This window comes from Bacillota bacterium, assembly GCA_023511455.1.
In the GTDB taxonomy this organism is placed as follows: Bacteria; Armatimonadota; HRBIN16; order HRBIN16; family HRBIN16; genus HRBIN16.
Genome location: JAIMBJ010000010.1, coordinates 13,729 through 30,259 on the forward strand (window position 1 = coordinate 13,729; position 16,531 = coordinate 30,259).

General features: G+C 59.5%; 12 protein-coding genes. 7 read left to right on the plus strand and 5 right to left on the minus strand.

Features of this window, described 5'->3' with window-relative positions; translation table 11 throughout:
• Window positions 1-67: 67 nt before the first annotated feature.
• Window positions 68-2,779 (plus strand): response regulator, encoded by a 2,712-nt coding sequence (locus K6U75_07735; GenBank protein ID MCL6474925.1) that lies wholly within the window; start codon window positions 68-70, stop codon window positions 2,777-2,779.
• Between the two features lie 126 nt (window positions 2,780-2,905).
• Here the strand turns inward: K6U75_07735 and K6U75_07740 are convergent, their stop codons facing one another.
• Window positions 2,906-4,165, minus strand: a complete 1,260-nt coding sequence (locus tag K6U75_07740; protein ID MCL6474926.1) for a DUF1080 domain-containing protein — start codon at window positions 4,163-4,165, stop codon at window positions 2,906-2,908.
• A gap of 155 nt (window positions 4,166-4,320) precedes the next feature.
• Here K6U75_07740 and groES point away from each other — a divergent pair, with 155 nt between their 5' ends.
• Window positions 4,321-4,608: a co-chaperone GroES gene (groES, locus tag K6U75_07745; GenBank protein ID MCL6474927.1), complete on the plus strand. Its 288-nt coding sequence runs from the start codon at window positions 4,321-4,323 to the stop codon at window positions 4,606-4,608.
• 28 nt (window positions 4,609-4,636) lie between these two features.
• Window positions 4,637-6,253: a chaperonin GroEL gene (gene groL / locus K6U75_07750; GenBank protein ID MCL6474928.1), complete on the plus strand. Its 1,617-nt coding sequence runs from the start codon at window positions 4,637-4,639 to the stop codon at window positions 6,251-6,253.
• A 43-nt stretch (window positions 6,254-6,296) separates the two neighbouring features.
• Here the strand turns inward: groL and K6U75_07755 are convergent, their stop codons facing one another.
• The 4 genes from K6U75_07755 to K6U75_07770 all read right to left on the minus strand — a co-directional run bounded on the left by K6U75_07755 (window position 6,297) and on the right by K6U75_07770 (window position 9,985).
• Window positions 6,297-7,520, minus strand: a complete 1,224-nt coding sequence (locus K6U75_07755) for a dicarboxylate/amino acid:cation symporter (GenBank protein MCL6474929.1) — start codon at window positions 7,518-7,520, stop codon at window positions 6,297-6,299.
• 44 nt (window positions 7,521-7,564) lie between these two features.
• Window positions 7,565-8,227, minus strand: coding sequence for a hypothetical protein (locus K6U75_07760; protein MCL6474930.1), 663 nt, complete (start codon window positions 8,225-8,227; stop codon window positions 7,565-7,567).
• A 130-nt stretch (window positions 8,228-8,357) separates the two neighbouring features.
• Window positions 8,358-9,626, minus strand: coding sequence for a permease prefix domain 1-containing protein (locus K6U75_07765; protein ID MCL6474931.1), 1,269 nt, complete (start codon window positions 9,624-9,626; stop codon window positions 8,358-8,360).
• Entirely contained in the window at window positions 9,614-9,985 is a 372-nt protein-coding gene (locus K6U75_07770) for a PadR family transcriptional regulator (GenBank protein MCL6474932.1), read from the minus strand. Before K6U75_07770 ends, K6U75_07765 begins: the two co-directional genes overlap by 13 nt.
• A gap of 284 nt (window positions 9,986-10,269) precedes the next feature.
• Between K6U75_07770 and K6U75_07775 the strand changes: the two genes are divergently transcribed.
• The 4 genes from K6U75_07775 to K6U75_07790 all read left to right on the plus strand — a co-directional run bounded on the left by K6U75_07775 (window position 10,270) and on the right by K6U75_07790 (window position 16,476).
• The gene (locus K6U75_07775) at window positions 10,270-11,427 is read left to right on the plus strand and encodes a type IV pilus twitching motility protein PilT (GenBank protein MCL6474933.1); all 1,158 of its coding nucleotides are present in this window, start codon (window positions 10,270-10,272) and stop codon (window positions 11,425-11,427) included.
• 459 nt (window positions 11,428-11,886) lie between these two features.
• Window positions 11,887-13,815, plus strand: coding sequence for a protein prkA (locus tag K6U75_07780; protein MCL6474934.1), 1,929 nt, complete (start codon window positions 11,887-11,889; stop codon window positions 13,813-13,815).
• Between the two features lie 49 nt (window positions 13,816-13,864).
• Window positions 13,865-15,031 carry a DUF444 family protein gene (locus tag K6U75_07785; protein ID MCL6474935.1) on the plus strand — a complete coding sequence of 389 codons (1,167 nt, stop codon included), beginning with the start codon at window positions 13,865-13,867 and terminating at the stop codon, window positions 15,029-15,031.
• Window positions 15,028-16,476, plus strand: coding sequence for a SpoVR family protein (locus K6U75_07790; GenBank protein MCL6474936.1), 1,449 nt, complete (start codon window positions 15,028-15,030; stop codon window positions 16,474-16,476). The genes K6U75_07785 and K6U75_07790 overlap by 4 nt, the downstream gene beginning before the upstream one ends.
• Window positions 16,477-16,531 lie beyond the last annotated feature (55 nt).

Here is a 16,531-nt window from a genome sequence, read left to right on the forward strand (position 1 = left end):
CGAACCAGAGCCGATATTCCTTATGGTGGTTCGCCGCGCAAAAAGAGTGTATGAAAGAGTACGTTTTATGGAAAAAACCTGTGGAGAGGTTTTGGCGATGTGGTCTATCTGCCGTTCACGATGGGCGGAGTATGTTCTTGGAGCTGCAGTGGGTGTTGTCGTACTGGCGATGCTGGGGCATATCCACGGCTATCCGGCCCGTACAGACCGACCGTACGCTCACATCGCCTTCTCGGTGGTAATAGGTGTTTTGCTCAGCCTCCTGCTGCACAAATGCAAGCGCAATCGTCAAATTGCCTCCCAGGTACAATCTCACCAGCAACATCTGCAGGTCATCAGTGACAATCTGCCGGTTGTTATCTACGCACTGGACGCTGACGGGCGCTTTACCTACTCAGGGGGTAAGGGTCTGGCGCGGCTTGGTCTCGCGCCCGGTGAGGTCGTGGGGCAAAACGCTCTGGAGCTTTACAAAGGTCATCCAGAGGTGGTGGAAGCCATCCGGCGTGCTTTGAACGGAGAGACACACACTCAGACGCTTCAGGTAGGCAACCTCTGGTATCAGTGCTACTTTGTACCCGATCGGGATGAGCGTGGTAACGTGGTGGGCATAACGGGCGTGTCTTACGACATTACCGACCTCAAGCACACCGAGCAGCAATTGCAAAGCCGATTGCATATCGAGAATACCCTGGCAGCCATTGCATCCAGATACATCCATCACAAGAACTTCGACGAGGCGGTACAGTGGTGCCTCTCTGAGATTGCACGGATATGCGGCGCCGACCGCGCTGGGATGTGGCTGCTGGACACGGAACAAAACGCTTTCGTCTTATCGCACCGATGGTTCGCCCCGAACAGCCACAATCGCCCTGTAGCACCGAACAAATTGCCAGTGGATCAGGTGCAGTGGGCGTTACCGACTTTGCAAGAGGGCAAGCCCATCGTCGTGCGGCATACAGACGACCTGCCTCCCGAGGCAGAACCCGCGCGACGTGCCCTCAAAGCCTCCCTTGCGAACTCTATCATCGCTTTGCCGCTACGTCGCGGTAACGAGCTGGTGGGGTTCATGACCTTTGTCAACTTCATCGAATCGGACTTGTGGCGGGCAGAGGACATTACACTGTTACAGGTAGCAGCCCACCTCACCGAAGGAGTTCTGGAGCGCGTCAGGATGGTGGAAAGCCTTCGCCAAAGCGAGCAACGGTTGCCTGGTATTTTGACTGCGTTGCCTGACCTCGTTTTTGTGCTGGACACAGAAGGACGGATTATCGATTACCATGCCCACCGTCGCGAATCTTTGCTGTTGCCACCGGAAGTGTTCATGTTCGAAAAGGTTTCTGAGCTGCTACCGCCTTCAGTAACGCAGGTTACGGAGGATGCCCTTCAACGTCTGCGCAGCACGGGAGAGCTCCAGCAATGCGAGTACGAACTAACACACCCGAATGGGGAGATACGGCACTACGAAGCGCGGTTTGCTTCGGGAGAGGCTGGCAATACCATCGCTGTGGTGCGCGACATCACCGAGCGCAAGCGAGCGGAGATGGAACTGGCTGACCTTAACGCGGAACTCGAGCACGCCCTGTTACAAGCACAGGAGCTGGCGGTAGCGGCGGAGGCGGCAAGCCACGCCAAATCGGAGTTCCTCGCCAGCATGAGCCACGAAATCCGTACCCCGATGAACGGCATTATAGGCATGACCGAGCTGCTGCTCAGCACGCCGCTGAACGAAGAGCAGCGCGATTACCTCAAGACCCTGCGCTCCAGCGCGGACCTGCTGCTCTCCATCCTCAGCGACATTCTAGATATCGCCAAGATCGAAGCGGGCAAGATGGTGCTGGAGTCCGTGCCCACCGACCTGCGCGAGGTAGTGCAAGATACGGTGAAGCTGTTCATGCCCCGCGCCCGAGAGAAAGACCTTGCCCTGCGAGCAGAGGTGACTGAAGACCTGCCGAACGCCGTGTTAACAGATCCCATGCGCCTGCGCCAGATTCTGGCGAACCTGGTCAACAACGCCATCAAGTTCACCGAGCAGGGCGGAGTGGCGGTGCGGGCGGAGCTACTCCAGCAGGAAGAGGGACGGGCATGGGTTCGCCTGTCGGTCGAGGACACCGGAATCGGCATCCCACCTGAACGCCTGCACGCCATCTTCGAGGCGTTCACGCAAGCGGATTCCTCTACTACTCGCCGTTACGGCGGAACCGGTCTGGGCTTGACCATCTGCAAGCGGCTGGCAGAGCTGATGGGCGGACACATCGACGTGAGCAGTGAAGTGGGCAGGGGCAGCACCTTCTGGGTCGATCTGCCGTTACCGGTGGTGCACGCTGTTACCCAACCTGCCAATGCTGAGGCGACACCGACAGAGCCGGAGCCGTTGCTCGCCGGACTGCGCATCCTGCTGGTGGAAGACAACGAGGTCAACCGCAAGGTAGCGGTGCGGATGCTGCAGAAGCTGGGCTGTGAGGTGGACATCGCCACGGATGGGCGGCAGGCGATAGACAAAACCGCGCAGCAGCAGTACGATCTCGTCTTCATGGACGTGTATATGCCTGGAATGGACGGCTATGAGGCTACCCGTCTTATCCGGCAGCGGGAAGAGGCAATGGGCAGCCACCAGGTGATTATCGCCATGACCGCCAACGCCATGGAAGGCGACCGCGAGCTGTGCCTGCAGGCAGGGATGGACGACTACCTTGCCAAACCCTTCCGCGAAGCCGATCTGCGCCAGGCCATCGCGCGGTGGGCGAGACAGCATGAGCTGGCGCATAGCCCCGCTGCGTGAGGCAGTCCCCCATGCTTCATTCCCACGTCTTGACGGCTTGGCAAGAGCCTCGTGTAGGCGCAGGCTTCAGCCTGCGTTACTGAGGGGGCGAACCTGCGCACCTCCCCGCGGGCGGATCGCCCATACTCAATCCAGCTCCTTGATGAAAATGTGGCGAAATTCCACCAGACTGCGGTGGTTCTGCAAGCCGATATAGCCCCAGTTCGGGCGGCGGTAAAGGAGGTGGGTACGTGGCAGGTTCGCGTTCAGCGCAGGGTCATCGAGGTGAATATCGTGCACCAGATGCCCGTTCCACACCACGCGCAGGTGCCTGTCCTTCAGCGTCACCTCCACCTGGTTCCACTCGCCGGCGGACCTGGCAGGGTTCAGGCGCGGCGTCACCACGCTGTACACGGCGGAGGTGCAGGTGTTGCTTGGGGGAGCGGTTCCGTCGTCCTGAATCTGCAGCTCCATACCTAATCGCGAGCTCCTGCCGTAGTGGGGCGCGCGCAGGAAGATGCCGCTGTTGCCTCCGGCAGAGATGCGGTATTCCAGACGCAGAACGAAATTGCGGTACATCCGGTTCGATCGCAGCCATCCCGTGCTTTCGCTCAAACCGGTGCACACAATCACGCCATCGTGCGCAGACCAACACGGCGGGCCGACTTCCCCCCAGCCTTCCAGATTGACCCCGTTGAACAGGGATACGAACCCCTTCGGTGGGCGAGGCGCACGCGGTTGCGGAGGCTTGCGTCCGGCGCACCAGTAGATGGCGTTCAACACCATCTTCTGGAAATGCGGGTGGCACCACGCCGCGGGCGTATGTCCGAGCGCAGTGGCGAATACTCTGCCCTTGCCCAGCTGCTGAACCCATGCCAGCGGCTGTCCGTTTCTCTGGCGGGCGACGACCTGTGCTCCGACGGGCGGACTGGCTTCTTCGCGCAGAGGGGCGTCAGTTATCTGGAAAGAAGGCACATGCTGTGTCGTCGGATGGTACGGCGGCACCACCTCTACCACCACGTTGCCTGTCGTACCTTCGACAGCGGGCGCAGGGCTGGTGTGCAGGTAAACCACTCCACCGCCGCGCTGCACGAGCTGCTCCACGGCGTGCCGTTGCTCCGTCTGCAGCGTTACGCCGGGTGCAAAAAGTAAGAGCACGTCAGTGTCCTTTAGTCCTTGCGAAGACAGGGCATCTGTGTTTCTGTGAAGGGTGAACTGGATGTGGTCATGGCGTTTCAGCAGCCATGAGAGTGCGGAGGAAATGGCGTTTGTCTCATGCCCTTCGCCCGTTACAACGAGCAACGCGCGCAGTGGTTTGGCATGTAATGGGCTGGTACACGCTCCCGAAAACGCCAAAATCGCCATCAGCAACAACGCTGGCATCAAGCCGGTCGTGCAACGCATCATCTCTCACCTCTGCCCGAAAGTTTTCGACGGGTTGCCGGTTCTTCCTGCAGACGGGGTGGCTTCTCTACCCTTGACATTATCAGAAAAATGCGGTATCTAAAAATTAGCACTCGAACTCTCCGAGTGCTAATTTGCCGTGAGAGGAGGTGCACGCAGTGCTCAGACCGATTGGGGATAAGGTCGTTGTGGAGGTATTTGAAGAGGAAGAGAAGACCGCTGGCGGTATCTTCCTGCCCGACACCGCCAAGAAGAAACCGCAGGAAGGACGTGTGGTGGCTGTGGGGCCTGGTCGTGTGTTGCAGGATGGCACCCGCGCACCGATGTCGGTGAAAGTGGGTGACCGCGTGATATTCTCCAAGTATGGTGGCAACGAAGTGGAAGTGGACGGTAAAGAGTACACCATTCTGGATGAAGACCAGATTTACGCAATCCGCGAAGGCTAAATCTCAACGGAGAGGAGGTGTGTGAACGATGGCAGCCAAGATGATTCTGTATGATGAGGAGGCGCGACGCGCCCTTGAGCGCGGAGTGAACCTCGTCGCCGATGCGGTGAAGGTGACGCTCGGTCCGAAGGGACGCAACGTGGTGCTGGAGAAGAAGTGGGGTTCGCCCACCATTACGAAAGACGGTGTGACCGTTGCCAAAGAGGTGGAGCTGGAAGACCCCTTCGAGAACATGGGCGCTCAGCTGTGCCGCGAGGTCGCTTCCAAGACCAACGACGTTGCCGGTGACGGAACCACCACCGCGACGGTGCTGGCGCAGGCGATTGTGGCGGAGGGTCTGAAGTACGTCGCCGCAGGTGGGAACCCCATCCTGGTGAAGCGCGGCATCGAGATGGCGGTGGAAAAGGCAGTGGAGGAGATTAAGAAGCACGCCATCCCCGTGTCCACCAAAGAGGATGTGGAACACGTCGCCTCCATCGCGGGCAACGACCCCGAAATCGGTAAGGTCATCGCCGAGGCGATGGAGAAGGTGGGCAAGGACGGCGTGATTACCGTGGAGGAGAGCAAGGGTACCACCACCACGCTGGAAGTGGTGGAGGGCATGCAGTTTGACCGCGGTTACATTTCGCCGTACTTCATCACCGACCCCGAGCGCATGGAGGCGGTGCTGGAGGATTGTTACATCCTGATTCACGAGAAGAAGATTTCCAACGCGCAAGACCTGATACCGTTGCTGGAGAAAATAGCCAACTCCCGCAAGCCGCTGCTTATCATCGCGGAGGACGTGGAAGGCGACGCGCTGGCGACGCTGGTGGTGAACAAGATTCGCGGCGTGCTGAACGTGGCGGCGGTGAAGGCGCCCGGCTTCGGTGAGCGACGCAAGGCGATGCTGGAGGATATCGCCATCCTCACCGGTGGCAAGTTCTTGAGCGAGGACCTGGGCATCAAGCTCGAGAACGTAGACATGTCCATGCTGGGGCACGCCAAGAAGGTCATCGTCGCCAAAGAGGAGACCACCATCGTGGAAGGCGCGGGCAGCCGCGACGCGGTGATGGGGCGCATCAACCAGATTAAGAAGCAGATCGAGGAAACCGAGTCCAACTACGACCGTGAGAAGCTGCAGGAGCGGCTGGCGAAGCTGGCAGGCGGTGTAGCGGTGATTAAGGTGGGTGCAGCCACCGAGACCGAGCTGAAGGAGAAGAAACACCGCTTCGAGGACGCGCTGTCGGCGACGCGCGCGGCAGTGGAAGAGGGCATCGTGCCCGGCGGTGGGGTGACCTACCTGAACATCATCCCCGCGCTGGACGGCATCGGCGAGACGCCCGATGAGCAGCATGGCGCCGCCATCGTACGCCGCGCGCTGGAGGAGCCGCTGCGTCAGATTGCGGAGAACGCCGGTCTGGAAGGCTCGGTAGTGGTCGAGCGCGTCAAGAACATGGAGAAGGGTCACGGGCTGAACGCCCTCACTGGCGAGTATGTGGACATGGTGAAGGCGGGTATCGTGGACCCGGTGAAGGTGACGCGCTCGGCGTTGCAGAACGCGGCGTCGATCGCTGGCATGTTGCTTACCACCGAGGCGCTGGTGGTGGAGAAGCCCGAGAAGAAGGAGAGTAAGACACCCTCGCCGCCTGACTACGACATGTAGTATCGCGGAGAGTAGCCCCCGCCCACTGGGCGGGGGCTACGGTTTACTCTTGATGGGTGAGCCTGGTCATAATCACTGCACCACCTGCGTCACCCTCGACGTTCACCATCGTGCGAAACATATCCAGAACGCGGTCCACTGCCAGAATGATGCCGATGCCTTCCAGCGGCAGGTTCACCGCCTGCAGCACGATGACCATCGTGAACAGACCCGCGCTGGGGATGCCCGCTGCGCCAATCGCCGCCAGCGTGGCAGTGAACAACACCACCATCTGCTGCGGAAGGTCTAAAGCGATGCCATACACCTGCGCGATAAAGAGTGCCGCCACTGCCTCGTAAAGCGCGGTTCCGTCCATGTTCACCGTCGCGCCGATAGGAATACAGAAGCGGCTGATGTGGCTGGGCACGTGCAGCCTTTGCTCGACGGCGCGCAACGTGATGGGCAATGTTGCCGCACTGGAGCTCGTGCTGAAAGCTGTCAGCATTGCGGACGAAATGCCCGCCAGAAAACGCCAGGGCGATACCCCTCCCAGCACCCATACGAGCAGGGGCAGCACCACAAACCCATGTACCAGCAGTCCCCCCAGTACGGACGCCATGTATTTCGCCAGCGGAACAAACGCCTCGACGCCTGCCTGACCGATGGCGCGTGCAAGCAGCAGGGCGACGCCAGCGGGAAGCAACCGCAGCACCCAGCCCACAATCACCATCGAGAGCTGCAACACCTCGTCAAAGAAACGGCGGACGGTGGCGCCCCGCTCGCCCATCAGGTTCAACGCGATGCCCAGTATCAAGCTGAAACTGATAATCTGCAACATATCGGTCCTGGCAATCGCATCCACAGGGTTCGCTGGAATGAGATTGCGCAGGAGGTCGGTGAAGGTCGGAGGAGCTCTTTCGGCAATCTCCTTCGGCAAGTCACCAGACTGCAGCACAGCACCTACACCCGGCTGTATCCAATGGACGATGACCAGTCCCAGTCCGGCCGCCAGCAGCGTGGTCAGCGTGTAATACACCAGTGTCAGGCTGCCCAGCCGCCCGAGATGACGGGTATCCAGGCTCGCCGCTGCGCTCACCAGCGATGCCATCACCAGCGGTACAATAATCATGCGCAGCAGGCGGATAAACAGGTCTGCTCCCAACGAGACGGTGACAAAGAGCGGATGCGCCTCGGTGACGCTATAGTTCAGCCACAATCCTGCGGCGATACCCAGCACAATCCCCGCTACAATCCCGCGAACCGATGTCAGTTCTCGTCCCTTCTCCAAACAAGACCCCCTTCTGCTTGATGTGGTGCAAGGCGTGCTTCTCTCTAAGCCTCAGCCGCTCCCCGCACGAAGTCCTCATACAGCAGCGCGATGCTCAGAAAGTAAAACGGCATGGTGAAGATGGCGCCGATCCCACACAGGATAAGCCCCACAAATCCCAGTATAGTGACCACCACGATGAACAGCGTCGCCATCAGCCATTGCGATTTCAGCATGTCGAAGCTTCGCCGAATGGCATCGAGGGGATCGAGCTTCTGGTCAACGACCAGCGGCAGCGCGAACATCAGCAATCCGCTGACGACCAGACCGGGCACGATGAACAGCGCATAACCGATACTGGTCAGTAGCACCTCGATGAACGCCGCGACCATCACCTTGCCCAGCACAGGGGTTACCTCGCCCATCGCCTCCAGCCGAAGACTCCCCTCACGTATCTGCCGCAGCGCGGCATAGAACACCGCAGCAGATACGGTGAGCATCAGCGTCCCCGTCACGAGATTCACGACAAACCCGAGCGGGTCTATGCGGAACATAGAGCCGCCTTCGGAAGCCAGACCTATCGCGAAGGTAGGGGAAGCCAGGATGGCGCCCACAATGAGCACAAGAGCACTGATGGCTATCCACATTCCCAGCTGGCTCTGATACAACCCCCACGCCCTGCCGATGACGTCGAAACGGACCTGCGCGTTGCCCGCGTCGGGTGGCATCTCCACACACCTCCTTTGAGTGTTAGGGAATCTTTTCGGAAACGGTGGGTAGTGTTTCCTGCTGAAAAAAGGGCATCCCAAGCAGGGGGATGCCCTCTGAGGTGAAGGAGGCTTCGTTCTTCTTTGCACCTTATGCGAAACGGTAAAGCAAGAAGTGACGCATGCGCCACCCCCAAACACGCACCATCACGCCCAAGCCGCCGCCCATTAGCGTCGCCAGCAGACCGACAGGGAGGCTCCACCACGTCGGCAGCACATGGTACGAAAACGTCCACCACACCCTCTGCAGCCCGCTGGCGTCGTTCCACCGCTGCCAGGCAGCAGTGTACTGTTTCGCGTAGTGGCGATAGAGCTGCCCCAGCTGCAGGATACGTTGCGCACGTTCGGCATCGCTGGCAAGACCTGCCTCGGATGCAGACAGGATGGGCGTCGCTTTGCCGATGAGGGTTGCCTTCTGGGCAGCGATGTCCTCCATGAAACGCACCGCCTGCGTGAGGGGCGGTTGTTCGTAGCTCCTTGCAGGTTCTGCTGAGGAGATTCTAAATGTCAACAACAAAGTGGCGGGAAAACTCAGTACCACTGCGGCGACCGAGGCGCCAATCGCCCAGCGCAGGCGGCGGGTCAGCCAGCCAGCAAGCGTCGCCAGCGCCAGCAAGGGCAGGGCGAACTTGAGTATCGCATCGTCGACGGAACGCGAGTCGAATGGTCGCGGGAAACCGACGCATCCGAATTCCCCACAGACGCTAACTAGAGGCAGGGTGTCTACAGGAAGGCGTATTTTGCCAGCCGAAAGACTCACGCCTATCGTACGACGAACTAACCAGGAGTCTCGCAGGCGCTTACCCAGCCACTGGCTGTACCGCTGTGTCACCAGCCCTTCTACCGCTTGCAAGGGAGGGTCTGCTTGTTGCCACTTCCAGCCTGTTGGCGGCACGCCCATAGACCATCCCGATGGCAAGCGCGACTGTAGCAACGTGCGCCGCAGCTGCTGTGCCTCTGGCAGGCTACCAGAAAGCTGGCCGAGGGTCCACATCATGGCGTCTACCGCCTGCAGCATGACCGCACGGGGCGGCGCGAGCGGCTGCGCAAGTGGCACCGTCAGCAGGAAAGCGGTGACCAGTGTCAGCCCCGCCAGCACCAGTCCCCGCCACAAGGTCACGACGGGACGCTGCGTGTGCTTCTCCAGCAGCAACGTGCCCACCCACTCGGGTGAGCCAAACTGCTTGATGGCGACCGCCACTGCCTCATCGTCGCTGACGCCCTGCGATTTGAGTTCATCGACCCGCTCCAGCAGGTGGTCGCGCACCTCCTGACGGATGCGCTGGCGTTCATGGTAGAACAGTCGACGCACCAGCGGCAGGCACAGTCTATCCAGATAATCCTCAATCAGGTTGTACATAGCTCGACCCCTCCCTCTGCCGATGGTGGAGACTTTCGCTGCATCACCGCCTCAACGGCGTTGCGGAACCGCTGCCAGGCGTGCTGCTGTCGCTGCAATTCGCGCAAGCCCTGCGGGGTAATGGAATACACCTTGCGCTCGCGCCCGCCGTCGGTGCTCTCCCACTTGCCCACGATCCAGCCCTTCTGTTCCATTTCGTGCAGCGTGGGGTAGAGCGTGCCTTCGCGAAAGCGCAACAGGTCGGCAGTGCGTTGCCCAATCTCCTTCGCGATGGCGTAACCGTGCATCGGCTTCTCCACCAGCAGCGACAGGATGAGCATGGGCGTATTGCCCTTGACCATCTGCTCATACGCGCTCATAGATGTATACCTCGCTTCCCGATATATCGTTCATCATTATATCTCATACAGACATATTTGTCAACGGTTTGGAGGGGGCGCGGAAAAACTTTTCGACACGCCTTTTCCAAAACAGGGTTGCAAACTGCTTGACAACATCGAGCTTTCCTTTTATAGTGTATGCAGAGTGCTTTTCCACCCGACGCTATCGCCGGGGGATGCCTGCGTCTCTGCTGGATTGTGATGACAGTCGCACATCAGCCCGCCCCGATAACGGGGACAAAAACAAGGAGGAGGGTGTTGGTATGGTCACCATCGACAAACTCATGGACCTGGCGGTGGAGCGAGATGCCTCCGATATCCACCTGATAGCCGGTGAGCGACCGGTACTGCGCATTTATGGCAGGTTATATCGGCTACAGGAGTTTGACGTTCTCACCCCGGCAGATACCGAACGACTGGTGCGCTCGATATGCCCCGACCGCAACTGGGAGGAGCTGCAGACCGACCGCAGCACCGACTTCGGTATCTCGCACCAGAACAAGGCGCGTTTCCGTGTGGCGGCGTACTGGCAAAAGAACACGCTCGCCATGAACCTGCGTCTAATCCCCTACAAGATGCTGAGCTTCGAGGAGTTGGGGCTGGGGCGCGAGGTGATCGACCTGCTGTACGAACCGCGCGGGCTTATCCTGATTACAGGACCAACAGGTTCGGGTAAAACAACCACTCTGGCAACGATGATTGACTGGATTAATACGCATCGTGATTGCCACATCATCACCATCGAGGACCCTATCGAATACTACCATGCGCCCAAGAAGTCCATCATCTCGCAGCGCGAGGTGGGCGTGGACGTGCCGACCTTCGCCGACGGCGTGGTGCGCGCCCTGCGCGAGGACCCGGACGTGATTCTGGTGGGCGAAATGCGCGACCTGCGCACCATCCAGGCGGCGATTACGGCGGCAGAAACCGGACACCTGGTGTTCTCCACCCTTCACACCACCGGCGCCGCCAAGACGGTAGACCGCATCACCGACGTGTTCCCGCTGGACCAGCAGGAGCAGATCCGCGTGCAGCTCTCCACCAACCTGGTGGCGGTAATTTCACAGCAGCTGCTGCCGCGTATCGACCGTCCGGGGCGCGTCGCTGCGTTCGAGGTGATGATTTGCACGCCCGCCATCCAGCACATGATCCGCGACCACAAGACCTACAGCATCTACTCCGCCATCCAGACGGGACAGCAGTGGGGCATGTGCACACTGGACTCGTTCCTGTTGTCGCTGTACCGCAAGGGTATCATTGACAAGGATGAGATGATGCGCATTGCCGATCGTCCCGAAGAGATTGCGGAGAAGCTGGGCGAGGCGGAGGTGCACCGCGCTGCGGATGTGCATGCCACCACCGTCCAGACCACCGCGCAGGCGGTGCAGGCGCCACATCCGCCCACTTCCAGGAGCGGGTAAGTGGCCGCACGTCCGCCCCTGTAATAAAGGGGCGGACGCATCCGCACTTATACCGGAAAATGCTCTGAAGGATTGACAAACTTTGCACCAATAATTAAGATACAGTAGAAAACAGGTATAATCCTGTTGTCTGCGTGCGTGACTGCCGCTGCTGGTTTCTACGAAAACGGAACTTTCACATGTCCGGCACAGTCTACTAAACAGAACATTGTGCAACGAAAGGTTGTTGGAGAGGAAAATTGAGCAACCCAGAGGATATCCAGAAGGAGCCAGTTGACCTTATCCATGCTGCAGAGGACACACCTGCAGGCGCAAAGGAAAGCACTGTAGCGGAGGAGAAGCCTCCCGGCGGTTGACCTCACTGTGCCCGTCCCATTAGCGCCTCGTGTGTGACCTCCGCAGCACGAGGCGTTTTGCTTTACTACTGGCAATCCAAGCAGGAAGGAGACGGGATACAACATGAAGCCATCGGATTTCCTGAAACAGGCGGAGGAGCTGCGTCAGAGCGAACAGTCTCTATACTGGGAAGGCACGTTCGCGGACTATCTGGAGATTGTCACCAAAAACCCGCAGGTGGCAGACCTGGCGCACGCCCGCGTATACGACATGATTATGGCTGCGGGGGTAGACGAACCGGAAGGGCGTCCGAAGCAGTATCGCTTCTTCCGTTCGGAAATTTTCGGGCTGGATAAGACCCTGCAGCAGATTGTGGACGAATACTTCGCCCCTGCCGCCAAGAGGCTGGACGTGCGCAAGCGCATCCTGATGCTGGTGGGTCCCGTGGGCGGAGGCAAGTCCACGCTGGTGACCATGCTCAAGCGCGGGCTGGAGCGATATTCGCGTACCGAGCAGGGCGCGGTCTACGCCATTAAAGGCTGTCCCATGCACGAGGAACCGCTACACCTCATCCCCGAAGACCTGCGGGCAGATTTCCGCCGACAGTTCGGCATCTACATCGAGGGCGACCTGTGCCCTGTGTGTCGTTGGCGACTGAAGGAGGAGTTCCACGGCAAAATCGATCAGGTGCCCGTCGAACGCATCTTCTTCTCCGAGCGCAACCGAATCGGCATCGGCACCTTCAAGCCCTCCGACCCCAAGTCGCAGGACGTGTCGGAACTGACGGGCAGCGTGAACCTGCAGATGCTCACCGAAATCGGGGTGGAGAGCGACCCGCGCGTGTACAACTTCGACGGCGAGCTGAACATCGCCAACCGCGGCATTATGGAGTTCATCGAAATGCTCAAAGCGGACAAGCGGTTCCTGTACGAGCTCAACACCGTTGCCGGCGAGCAGATGATTAAAGCCTCCCGGTTCGCACTCATCTATTGCGACCTTGTCGTCGTGGCTCACACGAACGAGTACGAGTACAACGCCTACTTCTCCAACAAGGAGAACGAGGCAATGATTGACCGCATCTTCGTGGTCAAAGTGCCTTACAACCTGCGCGTTAGCGATGAAGTGCGTATCTACGAGAAGCTCATTGCCCAGAGCGAGGTACAGGAAGACGGCGTGGACCTGAGAAAGGTGCATATCGCACCGCATGCCCTGCGCGTGGCGAGCATGTTCGCCGTGCTCAGCCGCCTGAAGCCCTCCAAGAAGAGTGGCTTGAGCCTGATGACCAAGATGAAGCTCTATGACGGCGAGAAGCAGGTGGGCGAATGGGACCAGCGCCACCTGAAGGAGCTGCAGGAAGAGTATCCCGATGAAGGAATGCAGGGGGTGTCGCCGCGCTTCATCATCAACCGCATCTCCAGCGCGATTGCCCGCAGTGGCAAGTCGTGCATCACGCCTATCGACGTGCTGCGCAGCCTGCGCGATGGTCTCGCGGAATATACCAGCAACGAGGAAGAGAAGCGTAAGCTGCTGGGGCTGATCGACGAAGTGCGCAAGGAATACGACGAGCTCGCCAAAAAGGAGATCCAGAGGGCATTCGTCTACTCGTACGAGAAAGCGGCGCAGACCCTGCTGGACAACTATCTGGACAACGTGGACGCATACTGCAACCGCACCAAGGTGAAAGACCCCATCACCGGCGAGGATATGGAACCCGACGAGAAGTTGATGCGCTCCATCGAGGAGCAGATTGGCATCTCGGAGAACGCCAAACGCGAGTTCCGCGAGGGTATCCTGCGTTCCGTCGCTTCGCTGGCACGGCGCAACGTCCGCTTCGACGTCAACAGCGACGAGCGGCTCAAGGAAGCCATCGAGCGCAAGCTGTTTGCTGACCTCAAGGACGTGGTGAAGATTACCACTTCGGTGGCCACACCTAACGAAGAACAGCTGAAGAAGATGAACGAAGTGGTAGACCGCCTGTGCGCCGAGCACGGTTATTGCCCCGTGTGCGCCAGCGAGGTGATGCGCTACGTGGGTACCTTACTGAACCGGTAACTTGCTCCTCCGCCCCCTGTGGGGCGGGGGAGAGAAAGAGGTGAAGGAGATGTGGCATCATCCACCCTTTATCCTTTCGCAAGACCCGTGGGACCTGCACCATCGCGCGGAGCGTGACCGCCAGCGCCATAACGAAAAGGTGAAGGAGGTCATTAAACAGAACCTGGGCGAGATTATCAGCCAGCAGGACATCATCACCGCCCACGACGGCAAGATCGTGAAAATCCCCATCCGCGGGCTGGAGCTGCCGCGTATCCGCTTCGACCCGAACGCCGGTAAGCGCGTGGGTCAGGGCAGCGGCGGCACCCAACCTGGCGACATCTTGGGACGGCAACAGGGCGAAGGGCAGGGCGCAGGCAAGCAAGCCGGAACCGAACCCGGCGTGGACTTCTATGAGGCGGAGTTCACCATCGAGGAGCTGATGGAGCTGGTGTTCGAAGACCTGCACCTGCCCAACCTGCAGGAAAAGGGCAACAAGCAGGTGATGGCGGACACCACCCAGTTCAACACCATCGCCCGCAAGGGCCCACTCTCCAATATCGACCGTAAGCGCACGCTCATCGAAGCGTACAAGCGCAGCGCGAAGGAAGGCAAACCGGGCTTCCAGATACACGCCGATGACCGTCGCTTCCGCTCGTGGGAAGTGGTGCCCGAGCCGCAGCGCAACGCCGTCATCTTCGCGATGCGCGATGTGTCGGGCAGCATGGGCGAGTTCGAGGCGTACATCTGCCGCTCGTTCTACTTCTGGATGCTGCGCTTCCTGCGCACCAAATACACCAACACCGAGATTGTCTTTATCACCTGTCATACCATCGCCAAAGAGGTGGACGAACACGAGTTCTTCGCAGCGGGTGATTCGGGAGGCACCAAACTCTCGGAAGCATATAAGCTCGCGCTGGAGATTATCGATAAACGCTATAACCCGCGCGAGTGGAACATCTATCCCTTCCTTTTCTCCGACGGTTACAACTGGGGCGACCGCGAGGTGGTGCAACTGGTCGAGCAGATGGCGTCCATCAGCAACCTGATTGGCTACGGCGAGATTGCCGACGAGCTGTGGGGGCATGCGGATGCTTTCGCGCCGCTGGGGCAGGCGCTGCAAGAACGTTTCGCCAGTGACCCGCGCGTGGTGTTGGTGCGTATCACCAGCAAAGAGGACGTCTGGCCCGCGCTAAAGAGGTTCTTCAGCAAGCACCCGGAGGTCGGTACAGCATGACTCCACAGGAACGCGCTGAGCTGGAAAAGTTCATCGAGCAGGCGTGGGAAAAGGTGCACGAGCTGGGTTTAGACCCCTTCCCCGTGCATTTTGAGCTCGTGCCTGCGCATATCATCTACGAGATTGGCGCGTACGGGCTACCCGCACGCTTCTCGCACTGGACGTTCGGGCGCGATTATCACCGCCAGAAGACGATGTACGAATACAACATCGCCCGTATCTACGAGCTGGTCATCAACACCGACCCGTCGCAGGCGTTTCTGCTGGAGAACAACTCGTTGCTTGCCAACAAGCTGGTGGTGGCGCACGTGCTGGGGCACTCCGATTTCTTCAAAAACAACACCTACTTCGCGCATACCGACCGGCGCATGGTAGAACGCGCCCGCCTGCACGCTGACCGCATCCGCCAGTACGAGATGGAATACGGTCCCCAGAAGGTGGAACAGTTTCTGGACGCGGTGCTGAGCATCGAAGAGCATATCGACCCGGTGGAACCCACCTACCGCCGGCGCGCGCCCGAGGAATACGCCCAGCAAAAGCCGACCCTTACCCGCCCCAGCAGTGAGTTCGATGACCTTCTCGGGCGGGTGGAAACCCCAGAGCCGCCGACCACAAGGCGCATCCCGCCGGAACCGGAGAAAGACCTGTTGCTGTTCCTGCGCGACTATGCCCGCGACCTGGAAGACTGGCAGCGCGACATCATCGGCATGGTGCGCGAGGAGATGCTATACTTCCTGCCGCAAATCCGCACCAAGATAATGAACGAGGGCTGGGCATCGCTGATTCACGAGCGCGTGCTGGAGGCGTTGCCCTTAACTCCCGCCGAGCATATCGAGTTCCGCCGGATGCATTCCAGCGTGCTATCACCGGGCTCGCGGATGAGTCTGAACCCCTATTATGTCGGCTACCAGATTCTGCGCGACATCGAACGGCGATGGAACGGCGAGCCACCCGAACAAGATGAGGAACCCGAAACCGACTGGCTGCAACGTCCCAAACCACGCCCCGTCGGAGAAGGCTGGCAGAAGCTGCTGGAAGTGCGCGAGATGGAATGCGACGTTACCTTCCTGCGCAAATATCTCACCGAATCGCTGGTCAAAAAACTCGACCTGTACACCTACAAGCTGGAAGAGGTGGACGGTGAACTGGTCTGGCGCGTGCAGGAGACCGATTGGGAGAAGGTGCGCGATACCCTGCTGGACTCGATGACCAACTTCGGCGTGCCGGTAGTCATGGTGGAGGACGGCGACTACGGGCGTCGGGGCGAGCTGTACCTTAAACACTACTACGACGGCAAACCGTTAGATATGGACTACACCCTGCGGACATTGAAAAACATCTACACCATCTGGAACCGTCCGGTGCATCTGGAAACGGTGGTAGATGGCGACATCATGGTTTTCACCTACGACGGACAGCAGGTCACCCGGCAGGAAAGGCGATAACACTTTCTTAACAATCGCCCTGCAGCGCCTGACTTGACACACCGCCTCTCTCACG

Excerpts from the sequence above, each read along its gene's own strand:
- K6U75_07735 (MCL6474925.1), top strand. The coding sequence starts at position 68 with ATGGAAAAAACCTGTGGAGAGGTTTTGGCGATGTGGTCTATCTGCCGT.
- K6U75_07740 (MCL6474926.1), bottom strand. The coding sequence starts at position 4,165 with ATGATGCGTTGCACGACCGGCTTGATGCCAGCGTTGTTGCTGATGGCG.
- groL (MCL6474928.1), top strand. The coding sequence starts at position 4,637 with ATGGCAGCCAAGATGATTCTGTATGATGAGGAGGCGCGACGCGCCCTT.
- K6U75_07760 (MCL6474930.1), bottom strand. The coding sequence starts at position 8,227 with ATGCCACCCGACGCGGGCAACGCGCAGGTCCGTTTCGACGTCATCGGC.
- K6U75_07765 (MCL6474931.1), bottom strand. The coding sequence starts at position 9,626 with ATGTACAACCTGATTGAGGATTATCTGGATAGACTGTGCCTGCCGCTG.
- K6U75_07770 (MCL6474932.1), bottom strand. The coding sequence starts at position 9,985 with ATGAGCGCGTATGAGCAGATGGTCAAGGGCAATACGCCCATGCTCATC.
- K6U75_07775 (MCL6474933.1), top strand. The coding sequence starts at position 10,270 with ATGGTCACCATCGACAAACTCATGGACCTGGCGGTGGAGCGAGATGCC.
- K6U75_07780 (MCL6474934.1), top strand. The coding sequence starts at position 11,887 with ATGAAGCCATCGGATTTCCTGAAACAGGCGGAGGAGCTGCGTCAGAGC.
- K6U75_07785 (MCL6474935.1), top strand. The coding sequence starts at position 13,865 with ATGTGGCATCATCCACCCTTTATCCTTTCGCAAGACCCGTGGGACCTG.
- K6U75_07790 (MCL6474936.1), top strand. The coding sequence starts at position 15,028 with ATGACTCCACAGGAACGCGCTGAGCTGGAAAAGTTCATCGAGCAGGCG.